This is a genomic window from Streptomyces sp. NPDC005141, from assembly GCF_053599975.1.
The window spans coordinates 127995-141465 of the sequence record NZ_JBSFYW010000002.1 but is presented as its reverse complement, the minus strand read 5'-3'; the positions used below and the strand labels follow the sequence as shown (position 1 = coordinate 141465).

Sequence of the window (13471 nt, the reverse complement as noted above, 5' to 3'; positions counted from 1 at the left end):
GCCGGTAGAGGATGGTTGCCGCAGGACAACATTCTCGACCGGATGAGGTGAGGGGTTCGCGCAGCGGGCCTTCGTATTTGTGACTTCCACTCAGCAGGAACACGCCGTGAGCACTGACGCTCCGGCTCATGTGGCATGGAGGTCTGTGCCCTACCCGGTCCTGGTCGTGGATCCCGCCGGTACGGTGCGCCACGCCAACGCGAAGGCCACCGGTCTCTTCCCCCGAATCAGCTCCGGTGCCGCCCTGGCCGGCGCCGTACCGGCCTGGCTCGTGGACGGACATGCGCGCCGGGCGGCGGACGGCCGGAACGAGGACGCGCCGGCGTCGGGCCCGGTGGGGGAGCGCAGTTTCGAGGCTCATCCCACCGTGCAGGACGACGGGGACGTCGTGTGGTGGCTCGTGGACGACACCGACCACCGACTGGCCCGTGAAGCCCTGCGGATGGAACGTGAACGGACCGCGTTCCTCACCGAGGCCTCCAACACTTTGCTCTCGTCGCTGAATCTGGAGCGGTGCATGGACGTGACCGCACAACTCGCGGCCGAGCATCTCGCGGACGCCGCGCTGGTCATCGCGCCACGCAGCGCCCACCGGCTGCCGGTCGTGGTCTGCCTGCGCGGCGGGGCGCCGCAGCGCTTCGAGTGGGATGTCGATCCCGAGGACGTTCCCGGCCTGGGGCAGGCCCTCCAGGGCTTCCCGCCGGTACCGTCGCGGTGGATCGATCCCGCGTCCGCTCCGGCCTGGCTGGTGCCCGACGGGTTCGGCACGGTCGGTTCGATCGTCGTGACGCCGCTGCCCGGGCACGGTGTGCCCGCCGGCGCCCTGATCCTGCTCCGCCGCAGCGGGGAAACCGCGTTCAGCCAGGCCGAGGAGGTCTTCGCCCGTCTCTTCGCTGCCCGCGCCGGCGCCGCGATGTCCGCGGCACGCCTCTACGCCGAACAGTCCTCCCTCTCCCGGACCTTGATGCGGGATTTGCTCCCGCCGGTCCTGCACCAGATCTCCGGTGTGGACTTCGCCGGCGGCTACCGCCCCTCGAAGGACCACGAGCGCATCGGCGGCGACTTCTACGATGTCCATCCCGCCGCCACCGAGGGCGAGGCGTCCTTCGCGGTGCTGGGCGATGTGTGCGGCAAGGGCCTGGAAGCCGCCGTCCTCACGGGAAAGATCCGCAACACACTTCACGCGCTGCTGCCGATGGCCGGTGACCACCAGCGGATGATCGACCTGCTCAACGGGGCGCTCATCAACTCCCACCACACCCGATTCGCCACACTCGTCATGGCCTCAGCCGTACGCGAGGCGGGTTCCGTACGGCTTCGGGTGACCAGCGCCGGGCACCCACCGGTTCTGATCGTGCGGTGCGACGGCACCGTCGAAGAAGGCAGCTCCCGCGGCACTCTGGTCGGGGTCCTCCCCAAGGTTCGCGCGACGACCATTCACGAGACGCTGGCGCCCGGTGAGTCCTGCGTACTGTTCACCGACGGCATCACCGAGGCAAGGGGCGGCCCGCTGGGCGACGAGATGTTCGGTGAGGGCCGGTTGAAGGACGCACTGGCGACGTGTGCGGGGATGCCGGCCGAGGCGATCGTGGAGCACGTGCAGATGCTCGCCTCCCAGTGGGTGGGATCCGCGGCGCACGACGACATGGCCGTCATGGTCATCGCCGCCCCGCGTTCCCAGCATCTCAGTGCGGTGGACGGCCACACCCGGGGCAGGTTCACCGCATGACCTTCATCTCGACCGTTCCGCAGGAACGCCGGAGGGACCAGCTGTGGGAGGCGGTCTCCACCAGCGACGAGCAGGCGGCCACCCACGCGGTCTTCGGCGCGCTGGAAGACGGCTCACCAGCCGAGAGTGTCCTCCTGGACCTGATCGCCCCCGTCCAGCGCAAGGTCGGCGAGGAGTGGGCCGCCAACCGGCTCACCGTGGCCCGGGAACACGCCGCCACCGCCATCAACGACCGCGCCATCGCGGCCCTGTCCCACCACTGCTCCGCCCACACCGCCATCGGCCGGGGCAGGGTGACGGTGGCCTGCGTGGACGGGGAATGGCACGGCCTGCCCGCCCGCCTCCTGGCCGAAGTGCTGAAGCTGCGCGGATGGGAGGTCGACTACCTCGGTGCACAGGTCTCCGCCGGTCACCTGATCACCCACATCCACCAGACCGGGCCCGAACTGGTGGCCCTCTCCGGTTCGATCGCCACCCGCCTGCCGACCGCACACGCCACGATCACCGCGGTGCAGGCCACCTCAACACCCGTCCTGGCCGGCGGGGCCGCCTTCGGCCAGGACGGCCGGTACGCCCGCCTGCTCGGCGCCGACGTCTGGGCCTTCGACGCGAGGACCGCCGCGGACCGGCTCGACCACGGACCGCTGCCCCGCCCCGCGCCGGCGCACCAGCCCATCGACGACCTGCCGCACCTGGCCGACCAGGAGTACACCATGGTCGCCCGCACCCGCACGTCCCTGGTGCGCACAGTCATGGGCGGACTGGAAGAGCGCTTCCCCGCCATGCGCGACTACGCCGCCGCACAGCGCGAGCACACCGCCGCGGACATCGCGCACATCGTGGACTTCCTGGCCACCGCCCTCTACACCGGCGATCCGGAACTGTTCACCGACTTCCTCACCTGGACGGCCGGCATCCTCACCGCCCGCAACGTCCCCGCCCATTCGCTCACCCCGGCCCTGGACATCCTGAGCGAGCAGCTCAAAGACTTCCCCCGGGCCACTCTCATGCTCGACCAGGCCGCCGACCGCCTCACCGCGGCACTCTCCGTTGCCGCCTCCGACTCCAGGAACACCGCATGACGCCACCCGCCGGGTTCGAGTCCGCCCACCTGCGCCTGATCACCGCGCCGAGCGCCGACGACGACGTCGTGCACCTGGAGGTGCACGGGTTCCTGGACTACGACAGCGCCGAGCAGTTCCTGGCCGGCGCCACGCGGCAGCTCGCCGGCAACCCCGGCCTGCGTGCCCTGCACCTGGACTGCACCGGCCTCGACGGCATCGATTCCATGGGCCTGGCCATGCTCCTGATGCTCCATCGCCGCACTACCTCCGCGCACGTCGTCCTGCATCTGGACGGCCGCCCACCGGCTCTCGAGCGGATGCTGGACATCACCGGCACCCTGGACCACCTCGTCCCTGGCGGCGCGACCGGAACCGGCGGTCACGCCGAGCCCCGACGCATGGCATATCGTCATACGCCAGACCATGGCACACCCGTCGATGACGTCGGCCAAGAGCACCGTCTCTCCGGACCGGACACCCGCGGCTGACGTCCGACGCGCTCGCACACCAGCAGCGGGGACCCGGTCCCTCGGATGGGAAACGCATGACCGAGCGCACCCGCCCCACCCCGACCCCCGACTCCGTCCACGCCGCGGCCCGTCAGGCCGGCAGCATCGTCGAACTCTTCGACGTCATGTGGGAACAGGCCCGTAACGACGGCCCACCGCCGTACGTCCCCGTCTCCCAGCTGCGCGTGATGTACATCGTCGACCGTGAGAACGGGATCCGTATGCGCGTCCTCACCCGGCTCCTGGGCGCCGCGCCTCCCTCGGTCAGCCGTCTGGTCGACCGCCTCCAGGCCCTCGGCTTCGTCGAACGCCGGCCCTGCCCCGACAGCCGGCGGGAAGTAACGCTGTTTGCGACCCACGCCGGCCGCCGGCACTTGGCCCAGCTCCGCGAACGCCGCGACCAACTCCTCATCCAGGCCCTCGACAGCATGCCCGGCCACCAGCGCACCGCGCTGACCGAAGGCCTCGCCGGATTGCAGAAAGCGCTGGTCGATCAGCCCATGCTCCGCATCGTCACCGAGGACGCCCCACCCGCCCCGACCTCACGAGGCACGGCCCCTCCCGCATGGCGTCCGGGCTCGTCGACCGCAGCGAAGCCGTTCCGCCCAAGGATCCACCACAGCGGTTGAGCGGCACGGCCCTGGCCGCCACCGCGGGGTGCGCAGTTCCCGTCGATGCCATTCCCGTCGGTGCCGTCGCCGGCATCTCCGTGACCGGTGACGGCCACCTGCTCGGCCTCATGATGGTTTCGGGACCGGGACCGCGGGGGCGTCAGCCGGCAGTGCCAGGCGTGGAGATGGCGAGGAGTGCGGCGCGAGCGGCGCCGCACAGCACGTCGTCCTCGGGGACGGAGCGCCAGGTTCCGTGCCGGACGGGCCGCTCGTCGGTGCCGAGGAACGCCCTCAGGGCGGGTTCCGCGGGGGCGGCGTCCGCACCGATCTCGGCCAGCAGCTTCACCGTCTCGATGACCGCCGGGTAGGCGCCGCCCCGTTCGGCGAACGGGGTGATCGCCCGGACGAGGACCGGGACGACCTCGTCGGCCCGTCCGGTGATCCGCCACAGCGCCTCGCCGACGCGCAGCGGCAGCCAGCCCCCTTGGCGCAGGGGGAGCAGCTCGCGCAGCCGTTCGGCGTACTCGGCGCCCGCCGACCCCAGTTCCCCCAGCAGCAGGGCGGCGCTCTCCCGGCCGTACAGTTCGCCGAGCTGCGGAAGCAGCAGCTCGAGCGCGGGCTTGCGGTCGCCGGTCAACCGCCCGTAGGCGAGCGCCAGGCAGCGCGGCGCGAACGTCTGGCCCGGGGGCGGGGCGTCGAGCAGGGCACGCAGCCGTGCACGGGGCACCGCCTCGGCCGCGGCCGGTCCGATCGCGGCGAGGGCGTCCAGCGCCCATACCGCGGCGTCGGTGTCCAGGAGCCCGAGCAGGTCCGGGATCGCGGGGGCGGCTGCGGCACCCCATGACTCCAACAGCTGGCACAGGGCGCGGCGTTCGTCGAGGGTGCAGGCCGTGGTGAGCCGGGCGCGCACCGGGGGAAGCAGCACGTCGACGTGTGAACCGAGCCCTCCGGCCACCTCGTTCAGACTCAGGTCGTACGTCCACCAGCCGTCGGCGTGGGACGAGTGGTACGCGAACCCGAGCCGTGCGCCGGCCAGGCGCCGGGCCAACGGTGGCACGCACCGCACGTCACCGAGCCGCGACAGGGCCCAGAGCGCGTGGGACTGCGTGGCCGGACAGGGCTCGCCCTCGTCCGTCACCATGGCTGCCAGTGCGTCCGCCCAAGGGCGGGCGGCGTCCCCGCACATTCCCAGGACCCGGGCGGCGAAGAGCCGGTTGTCGGGCTCGGGGTCGGACAGCGAACGGGCCACCATCGGCAGCAGCTCCGCAACGGCGGAGCGCCGACAACTGAGCGCCTGGGCGGCCACTTGCAGCGCGCCCGCGCGCACGGAGGCGTCCCGGTGCCCGAGCAGTCTGCGGGTCACGTCGGCCAGGCTTGTATGGTCCGCTCCCAAGAGGCCGACGGCCCAGACAACCGAAGCCTTGGCCGTATTGTCGCCCGGCCGCCACATCTCGGGTTCGCTGCCCGACATCACCTCGGACACCGCCCGCGCGTACGCGGTGTCCTCCTGCCCCGGCAAGGCGCGGCGCAGAGCCTGCACGGCGACGAGGCGTACGGAGGGGTCGGCGCCGTCCATGAGTTCGCGCAGCCAGCTGAGGGAGGCGCCCCGCCGGTCACCCGCGTGGGCGGTCAACGAGCCGATCGAGCTGATGAGTTGGAGCCGTGTCCGCGGTTCGGGTTCCGCATTCCATCGCGCCCGCAGCGCGGCGATCACCTCGTCGGCCCGGCGGTGCGCCTCGGCGAGGGCGTACGCGACGGCGGTGCGGTTCACCGCCACCGGGTCGTCGAGCAGCGGCAGCAGGTCCGCCACCGCCAGGTCCCACGCGGCGGGCCAGCCGGGGGTGACGAAGCGGGCTACTGCGGTGTTCCCCGCATCGGCCAGAGCTCCGATGAGGCAGAGGAGTTCGTGGCGGACGTCCGCGGCGATGGCCGGGTCCGCCGCGGCCGAGACGATGTAGGGAAGAGCGGCCGGAGCCGAGGAATAGACCCCGCCTCCCTGGTGGTGGACGTGGGTGCGCAGATCACCGGCAGCGGCGGCGGCCTTCTCCGGCCGGTAGAGGTCCCGCAGCATCACAGGCACGTCATCGGCCACCCCGTAGGCATGCCTCAGCGCCGTCCAGTCCACGGCGTCGAGCCGTGCGAGAGCGTTGCTCACAGGCAACTCACCTCAACCTGCTCCCAGACCGCGAGGACTTCGGCGCAGAGGCCCGCCATCAGCACGGCTTCGCCGGGCGCCCCGGGTGCCTGGTCGTTCGCGATGGACGCCAGGTACGGGAGGGCGAGGAAGCTGTCGTCGTAGACGGAACGCTGGTGACACAAATCGTCGAACAGGTCGCTCCAGACCTGTTCGTCCTCCTCACCACCCAGGCGGGCGATGGCGGCGGCCAGGTCGTCGGACGGTCTCACGATCATGCCACCAGATCTTTCCATGCCTCATTCGGTTGGACCGGGTGACGATTCACGCCGCTCCGGTGGAAGTCGACTCACCAGCAGCGTCGAAGAGCCGCCACCCGTCGAGTTCTGCGCCGGGCCGGAAACCATGCCCGTCTGCCAGAACCTCATCGATCAACGCCCTTACTGTCGCGGGCCGGTGGAGATTGAGGTAGCCGCCACTGACCCGGCTGACGCCTCCATCGTGAGCACCCCAACCACCCCCGCCCACCACAAGACCGGGACCCGACCCGAACGCGATGCGCATGACACCCGGTGAGCCCTCGAGCCGGAGCACAAGGACCTCGCGGCACGAGTGTCGTCCGACCGTGCTGCCTGAGTCCGACGCCGGCACATGCTGGTGGTTGACCCACCAGCGGAAGCGCTCGGAGCCAACAACCAAGTGCCGATATCGACGACGTCCCATGCAGTCACGCTAGCAAGGTGAACATCACGAGTCCGAGCCACATTTGGTGCCGGGGAGCTGTCCAGGAACCGCCGGCGTCCCGGCTCGGTGAAGTTCAGCCGATCTCATCGAACGGTGACCACGGGGCGAGCGACTACTGAGCGAGAATCCAGTTCGACGCAGGTCGCTGCGGTACCCGATCATGCGCTTATGCCAATGAGAGACACTCTTGCCCGAGCCGACGCAGACCTGGCCGCCGGCCGGGTCCCGGTCGCACGCCAGCGCCTGCGCGGGCTGGTGTCGTCCTATCCGAACGACCTGAAGCTTCGGCGTCGCCTGGCCGAGGTGTACCGACTGTACGGAGAGCCTGCGGAAGCGGGTCGATGGATGTACCTCGAACAGGACCGGGACCCAGCTGAGACCTCCGCCTTCGAGGCGAGATACCGCACGGCTCCGCAGCGCATGCGGGCACTTGCCTGGCACGGCCCTGAGTCGCTCGCCCAATCGCCCTTCGCCATAAGGCAACTGGCAGAAGTACGAGCGGCCTGCTCCGATGCCATGGGACGCCCCGTCGACTGGGACACGGTGCCATCTGGCAGGAGCGCAGACACCAAGGGAAGCGCCCTCACCGACTTCCTCTCAGGGGCCGGATGCCTGGTGGCGGTCCTTGCGTTTCTCGCGATCTGGGTGAATGGACTCGTTGCCCTCTTCGACTGACTCAGGTCAGTTGTCCTCCTGGCGAGGTGACGACCGCTGGTGATCCATTGGAGAACCGTATGCGGGACCACTGACACTGACTCACGCGGAACGAGTCAGTCGCGCGGCCGCGCAGGGCGGTTGGGCGGAGTGCCGGAGTCGAGCCGGCGGGATCGGCCTCGGTCCATTGACCGCGACGCGGTGCGCTGCCTGGAGGACGAAGTACTGGTGTCCTTGGCGGACGCCAACGTCGGTTCCCTGCCGGGCATCGGATTCCCGGCCTGGACCGGTGGCGTCCTGCAGTACGTCAACGGCTAACCGGACGGCCTGCCGGGCCTCGTCGCCCGCGCCCTCGAACTGGCCGACCTGCACGGCGAGCGGTTCACGCCGCCCGGACTGCTGCGGCGCAAGGCCGAGCGCGGCGAGACCTTCACCGACGGCTGAGCCGCGCCCCCCCACGACACCGAGCACCCGACCGCCAGGAGGCCGAGTTAGATGACGACAGCCCCGCGCACCACTGGGGAACCACCAGCGGAACCGGCCGGACAGACCGTGCCACTGCTGCTGGAACGCAACGCCCGCCGGTACGCCGACCTGCCCGCCCTGTCCTGGCGGCAGGTGGACGGCACCGGAACGGGAATCGCCGAGAACGGCTGGAGCACACTCACCTAATCCAAGGTCCGGGAGCAGACCACGCGGCTCGCGGCCGGCTACGCGGCGCTCGGCGTCGGCCGAGGCGACCACGTCCTGCTCATGATGGCCAACCGGCCCGAGCACTGGCTGTCCGACCTGGCGCTGGTCCGCCTCGGCGCGGTGCCTGTCAGTGTCTACGGCACCTCGGCCGCCGAACAGGTCACCCACATCGCCCGCAACTGCCGGGCACGGATCGCCGTCGTCGAGGGCCGGACGCAGGTGGCACTGTGGGCGCCGCTGCTCGACGACGCCGACACCCCCCTGGACCGGCTCGTCGTCGTGGAACCCGGGGCGGAGGACGGCCACTTCCCGTACGCCGCGCTCGGCCGGGAACCGGTGCCGGAGCAGTTCGCGAAGTCCCTGGACACGGCCCGGCCGGAGGATCCGCTGACGGTCGTCTACACCTCCGGGACCACCGGAGAACCCAAGGGCGTGGTGCTCAACCACCGGCACGTGCTGGCCAACGCCCACGCGCTGGACGAGGTCGTGGAACTGCCGCCGCACGTCGAGCACATCTGCTACCTGCCGTTCGCGCACATCGCGGAACGCATGCTCGGCATCTACCTGCCGTGCCACCGTGCGTCCCACGTCTACCTGTGTCCCGATCCGGCGGCCCTCCCCGCGACGGTGCGCGAGGTGCGCCCGGCCCAGTTCTTCGGCGTACCGCGCGTGTGGGAGAAGCTCGCCGCCACCGTCCGGTCCATCCTGTCGCTGCTTCCGGCGGAACAGCAGGCGGTCATCGAGGAGGCCGCGCGGGTGGCGCGCGAGCATGTCGCCCACCGGGAGCGGGGAGAGGATCCGCCCGCCGGACTCGAGGCCGCCTATGCCCGGCACCGGGAGCGGGTCCTGCTGCCGCTGCTGGCGGCGGGCGGGCTGGACCGGGTCTCCTGGGCGGCCTGCGCGTCGGCGCCCTTGCCGATCGACGTGGTGCGGTTCTGGGCCGGGTTCGGGATCGTGATCATGGACGCCTGGGGGCTGACGGAGACCACGGGGGTGGCGACCGCCAACAGTCCCCGCACCGGATTCCGGCTCGGCTCGGTCGGGCGGCCCGTTTCCTCGGCCGAGGTCCGGATCGCCGCGGACGGCGAGATCGAGGTGCGCGGCGCGACGGTGTTCTCGGGCTATCTGCGGGAGGACGGCACGGTGCGCCCGGCGGTGGAGGAGGACGGCTGGCTGCGCACCGGTGACATCGGGCGCCTGGACGAGGACGGCTACCTCTGGATCACCGACCGCAAGAAGGAGATGATCATCACCTCGACGGGCAAGAACGTCTCCCCGGCCCTGGTGGAGAACGCCCTCAAGGAGCACCCGCTGATCGGGCAGGCCCTCGTCCACGGCGACAACCGTTCCTACCTCGTGGCGCTGCTGGTCCTCGACCCGGAGGATGCACCGGCCTGGGCGGCCGCCCACGGCATCGACACCGGCGGCGACCTGACGGCCCTGGCGGCGCATCCTGCCGTAGGGGAGGAGGTGGACCGGGCGGTGGCCGTGGCCAACTCCCGGCTCAACCGCACCGAGCAGGTCAAGCGCCATACGCTGCTGGCCGAGGAGTGGGGCCCGGCGACCGGCGAGCTGACGCCGTCGCTGAAGATGCGGCGGCGGGTCATCCGCGAGAAGTACGACGCCGCGCTGACGCAGCTGTACGAGGGCTGATCCCGGGGCCGGAACACGGCGGCGGGCGCTCCACCCCGGAGGGGGAGTGCCCGCCGCCGTGTCGCGTCCGTCAGAGCCCGAAGCTCTTGCCGATCACGTCCCGCTGGATCTCGCTCGTCCCGCCGTAGACGGTGGAGACGACCGCCGCCCGCAGATGGCGTTCCATGTCGTACTCGGTGGCGTAGCCGTAGCCGCCCATCATCTGCATGCCTTCGAGAGCGGCCCGCTTGGCGGTCTCGGTGGCCTTGAGCTTGGCCATGGACGCCTCGCGGGGGAAGAGCCGGTCCGGTTCGGCGTCGCAGTCCGCGGCCACCTCCCGGACCAGCAGCCGGGTGCACTCGATCTCCGTGGCGAGATCGGCGATCCGGTGCCGCAGCGCCTGGAACGAGCCGACGGGCCGGCCGAACTGTTCGCGCTCACGGACGTAGGCGACGGCGTCGTCGAAGGCGCGGCGGGCCAGGCCGAGCATGTTGGCGGCCAGGAAGAGGCGTTCGTAGTTCAGCCCGGCCATCAGCTGCCGCCAGCCGTTGTCGACCTCCCCGACGACGGCGTCCGCGGGCAGCCGCACGCCGCTGAAGAAGACGTCGTTGACCTCCCGGCCGCCCATGGTCTCGATGCCCCGGATCTCCATCCCGGGCGTGCCGGCCGGAACGTGGAACATCGTCAGCCCGGCGTGCTTGGCCCCGCCGGTGCGCGCCACGAGCAGGATGCTGTCGGCCACGTGGGCGTTGGAGATCCAGGTCTTCTGACCGTCGATCATCCAGTCGCCGTCCGGGCCCCGTCGCGCGCGGCAGCTCAGCGCGCCCACGTCGGAGCCCGCCGCCGGCTCCGACATCGCGATGGCGAGGACCGCGCCCCGCACCGCACCCGCGAGTACCTCGGCCTTCTGCCGCTCGGTGCCGAACCGCTCGTAGGCCTTGGCGGTGATGACGGTGGTGATGAAGCCGCCCGCGGGGACCATCCCGTAGGAGGTCTCCTCCAGGAACAGGCAGGCATCGGCCAGCCCGCCGCCCGCACCGCCGTACTCCTCCGGCAGGCACACACCGAGCCAGCCGAAGCCGGCGAGCCTGGCATAGAGCTCGGCGCTGTGCGGCTCACGGCCGCTCCAGGTCAGTGCGTCGCGCTGTTCGCGCGTGCCGCATTCACGTTTGGCGAAGTCGCGGACGGCCGCGACGAAGTCGGCCTGCTCCGGGGTGAGTCGAGTGCCCATGGGGGTCCTCCGGGTTCCGGGTGGGTTACAAAGAAATGCTTTATGTCTCATAGTCTCTTGTGGGTGGATGTGGCGGTATCGTGAGGAGCACCATGAAGACATCTGCGAACGACTCCCTGCTCGCGAGGGCCATCGCCCGGCCCGAGACGGAGGAAAAGCTGGCGCGGCGCATCCTGGACGCCGCGCTGGAGCAGTTCACGACCTTCGGCCTGCGCCGCTCCTCGGTGGACGACGTGGCCAAGCGGGCCGGGGTCTCGCGCGTCACGGTCTACCGCCGCTTCCAGAGCAAGGACGGACTGGTCGAGGCCTGCCTGCTGCGCGAGGGGAGCAGGTTCTTCCAGAAGCTGGACGCCGCGGTGGCGCCCCTGCCGACCATGGCCGAGCGGGTGGTCGAGGGCTTCGTGGTGGCCCTGCGGTACACCAGGGCCCATCCGCTCTTCGGCGGCCTGCTGCGCCTGGAACCCGAGGTGGTGCTGCCCTACCTGACCGTTCAGGGCGGGCCCTCGCTCGCGGCCACCTGCGACTACCTGACAGCGCATCTGCGCCGGGCCCAGCAGGCGGAAGGACACCCCGAATCCGACCCCCGGCCGGTCGCCGAGCTCATAATCCGCGTCGCGGTCTCCTTCCTGCTGAACCCGTCCAGCTGCATCGAGATGGAGGACGAGGACCAGGCACGCGCGTTCGCCCGCCGTTACCTCGCCCCGCTCCTCGACGCCTGACGGTTCGCGTCCCCAGCGCCGCCGTCGGTACGTCCCCCTCCTCGTACGACTGACGGCCCGTCCGGCGCCGCGCCGGCACCCCGGCCCCTGACGCGAGCCCACGGTTCGCCTCCGGCCCTGCGCCGCGGCGCGGCCACCCCGGGCCCCCTGCGCGCCCGACGGTTCGCGTGCTCGGCGCCGTGCCTCAGCGCCGTTGGTGCAGCCACCGCGCGAAGGAGACGGCGCGGGCCCTGGCGGCCGCCGGAGCGGTGAAGGAGGTCAGGTTCACCGGCGGGGCGAAGCGCTGGACCGTGACGGACTGGGGCGCGGTGAAGGCCCGCAGTCCGTCCGCGCCATGGATGCGTCCGAATCCTGAATCCCCCGAGCCGCCGAACGGCAGCGCGGGCACCGCGGCGAAGCCGAGCACGGAGTTGACGGAGACCGCACCGGCCCGCAGCCGGGCGGCGATCGCGGCGCCGGCGCGCCGGTCGCCGCTGAACACCGAGGCGCCCAGTGCGTAGGGAGAGGCGTTGGCGCGCTCGACCGCCTCGTCCGCGTCGGCCACCGCGTTGATCACCACCGTCGGCCCGAAGGTCTCCTCCCTCATCGCGGCCGAGTCCTCCGGTACGTCGGCCAGGACGACCGGCGTCACGTACGCCCCGGACACCGACGCCGATCCGCCCAGCAGCGCACGCGCACCGGCCGCCAGCGCCTCGTCCACGTGCCGCTGGACCACCGCCGCCTGACCCGGCATCGTCATCGGACCGTACGAGGAGTCCGGCCCCGGGCCGACACTCAGCGCACCGGCCCGGTCCCACCACCTTGCGGCAGAGCGCGGCGTGCACCTCCCGCACGGCGTAGACACGTTCGACCCCCGCGCAGGTCTGGCCGGCGTTGCTCATCGCGCCCCACACGACGGCGTCGGCGGCCGCGTCGAGGTCCGCGTCGGCGGTGACGACGGTCGCGTCCTTGCCGCCGCACTCGGCGAGGAACGGCGTCAGCGACTGCGAGCACACCGCCATGACCTTGCGCGCCGTCCCCGGTGATCCGGTGAACGCCACCTTGTCGACACCGGACCGGGCCAGCGCCTCGCCCGTCGGCGCCGCTCCCGTGACGATGCCGAGCAGCCCTGCGTGCTCGGGAACGGCCTCGTCGAACAGCCCGGCCACCAGGACACCCGTCCCCGGCGTGTACTCGGACGGCTTGAACACCACGGCGTTGCCGGCCGCCAAGGCGTAACCGATCGAACCCATCGGGGTGTAGAGGGGGTAGTTCCACGGCCCGATCACCCCGATCACACCGAGCGGCCGGTGAACCAGCGTGGCGCGCTGGTTGGCCGCCAGCAGTCCGGTGCGCACACCACGCCGCCGCAGCACGCGGCCCGCGTTCCGGGCCGCCCAGGTGAGGTGCTCCAGCGTCAGGACCGCTTCCAGCACCGCGTCACCGCGCGGTTTGCCCGTCTCCGCCGTGATCAAGTCCGCGAGGTCGTCCAGCGAGGACGCGAGCTTCCGCTTCCAGCGCAGCAGATGGTCACGGCGCCGGGCCGCGGGCAGCGCCGCCCAGTCCGCCGCGGCCGACCCGGCCCGCTTCACGGCGCGGGCCACCTCCGCCGGTCCGTCGACCGGGTGGTCGGCGAGCGCCTCGCCCGTCGCCGGGGCACGCACGGTGAAGGTCGCGGGGAGGGACGCGGTCTCTCGGTCCGTCTCGGTCATCGCTGCTCCTGAGGTGTGTGACGGCCCACCGGAGGGGTGGGGGGTGTTACGGCCGCGGGT

9 protein-coding genes and 3 pseudogenes are annotated in these 13471 nt (G+C 71.6%); 8 read left to right on the top strand and 4 right to left on the bottom strand.

What is annotated here, in order from left to right:
* Positions 1-106: 106 nt before the first annotated feature.
* Genes ACWD68_RS02040 through ACWD68_RS02025 form a run of 4 tightly spaced genes read left to right on the top strand, consistent with a single transcriptional unit; the run spans position 107 to position 3931 of the window.
* On the top strand, positions 107-1729 hold the full coding sequence (locus ACWD68_RS02040; RefSeq protein WP_451804525.1) for a PP2C family protein-serine/threonine phosphatase: 1623 nt from the start codon (positions 107-109) through the stop codon (positions 1727-1729).
* Complete coding sequence (locus ACWD68_RS02035) at positions 1726-2811, top strand: cobalamin B12-binding domain-containing protein (RefSeq protein WP_451804524.1); 1086 nt, start codon at positions 1726-1728, stop codon at positions 2809-2811. The genes ACWD68_RS02040 and ACWD68_RS02035 overlap by 4 nt, the downstream gene beginning before the upstream one ends.
* The gene (locus tag ACWD68_RS02030; RefSeq protein WP_451804523.1) at positions 2808-3281 is read left to right on the top strand and encodes an STAS domain-containing protein; all 474 of its coding nucleotides are present in this window, start codon (positions 2808-2810) and stop codon (positions 3279-3281) included. Before ACWD68_RS02035 ends, ACWD68_RS02030 begins: the two co-directional genes overlap by 4 nt.
* 56 nt (positions 3282-3337) lie before the next feature.
* Positions 3338-3931 carry a MarR family winged helix-turn-helix transcriptional regulator gene (locus ACWD68_RS02025; RefSeq protein WP_451804522.1) on the top strand — a complete coding sequence of 198 codons (594 nt, stop codon included), beginning with the start codon at positions 3338-3340 and terminating at the stop codon, positions 3929-3931.
* A gap of 142 nt (positions 3932-4073) precedes the next feature.
* Here ACWD68_RS02025 and ACWD68_RS02020 read toward each other — a convergent pair whose 3' ends face one another.
* Together ACWD68_RS02020 and ACWD68_RS02015 are read right to left on the bottom strand one after the other, a co-directional pair.
* Positions 4074-6068: a HEAT repeat domain-containing protein gene (locus ACWD68_RS02020; RefSeq protein ID WP_451804521.1), complete on the bottom strand. Its 1995-nt coding sequence runs from the start codon at positions 6066-6068 to the stop codon at positions 4074-4076.
* The gene (locus tag ACWD68_RS02015; RefSeq protein ID WP_451804520.1) at positions 6065-6325 is read right to left on the bottom strand and encodes a hypothetical protein; all 261 of its coding nucleotides are present in this window, start codon (positions 6323-6325) and stop codon (positions 6065-6067) included. Before ACWD68_RS02015 ends, ACWD68_RS02020 begins: the two co-directional genes overlap by 4 nt.
* 634 nt (positions 6326-6959) lie before the next feature.
* On the opposite strand from ACWD68_RS02015, the gene ACWD68_RS02010 reads away from it, so the two are divergent.
* The 3 genes and pseudogenes from ACWD68_RS02010 to ACWD68_RS02000 all read left to right on the top strand — a co-directional run bounded on the left by ACWD68_RS02010 (position 6960) and on the right by ACWD68_RS02000 (position 9791).
* Positions 6960-7466: a DUF6584 family protein gene (locus tag ACWD68_RS02010; RefSeq protein ID WP_451804519.1), complete on the top strand. Its 507-nt coding sequence runs from the start codon at positions 6960-6962 to the stop codon at positions 7464-7466.
* A gap of 174 nt (positions 7467-7640) precedes the next feature.
* Positions 7641-7889: pseudogene (locus ACWD68_RS02005) on the top strand (3-hydroxyacyl-CoA dehydrogenase); the annotation flags it as partial.
* Positions 7890-7940: 51 nt separating this feature from the next.
* A pseudogene (locus ACWD68_RS02000) lies at positions 7941-9791 on the top strand (AMP-dependent synthetase/ligase).
* 70 nt (positions 9792-9861) lie between these two features.
* On the opposite strand, the gene ACWD68_RS01995 reads toward ACWD68_RS02000, so the two are convergent.
* On the bottom strand, positions 9862-11001 hold the full coding sequence (locus ACWD68_RS01995) for an acyl-CoA dehydrogenase family protein (protein ID WP_451804518.1): 1140 nt from the start codon (positions 10999-11001) through the stop codon (positions 9862-9864).
* Positions 11002-11093: 92 nt separating this feature from the next.
* Here ACWD68_RS01995 and ACWD68_RS01990 point away from each other — a divergent pair, with 92 nt between their 5' ends.
* On the top strand, positions 11094-11720 hold the full coding sequence (locus ACWD68_RS01990; protein WP_451804517.1) for a TetR/AcrR family transcriptional regulator: 627 nt from the start codon (positions 11094-11096) through the stop codon (positions 11718-11720).
* 184 nt (positions 11721-11904) lie between these two features.
* Here ACWD68_RS01990 and ACWD68_RS01985 read toward each other — a convergent pair.
* Positions 11905-13411, bottom strand: a pseudogene (locus ACWD68_RS01985) (aldehyde dehydrogenase family protein).
* Positions 13412-13471: the final 60 nt, after the last annotated feature.

Excerpts from the sequence above, each read along its gene's own strand:
- ACWD68_RS02035 (WP_451804524.1), top strand. The coding sequence starts at position 1,726 with ATGACCTTCATCTCGACCGTTCCGCAGGAACGCCGGAGGGACCAGCTG.
- ACWD68_RS02030 (WP_451804523.1), top strand. The coding sequence starts at position 2,808 with ATGACGCCACCCGCCGGGTTCGAGTCCGCCCACCTGCGCCTGATCACC.
- ACWD68_RS02025 (WP_451804522.1), top strand. The coding sequence starts at position 3,338 with ATGACCGAGCGCACCCGCCCCACCCCGACCCCCGACTCCGTCCACGCC.
- ACWD68_RS02015 (WP_451804520.1), bottom strand. The coding sequence starts at position 6,325 with ATGATCGTGAGACCGTCCGACGACCTGGCCGCCGCCATCGCCCGCCTG.
- ACWD68_RS02010 (WP_451804519.1), top strand. The coding sequence starts at position 6,960 with ATGCCAATGAGAGACACTCTTGCCCGAGCCGACGCAGACCTGGCCGCC.
- ACWD68_RS01995 (WP_451804518.1), bottom strand. The coding sequence starts at position 11,001 with ATGGGCACTCGACTCACCCCGGAGCAGGCCGACTTCGTCGCGGCCGTC.
- ACWD68_RS01990 (WP_451804517.1), top strand. The coding sequence starts at position 11,094 with ATGAAGACATCTGCGAACGACTCCCTGCTCGCGAGGGCCATCGCCCGG.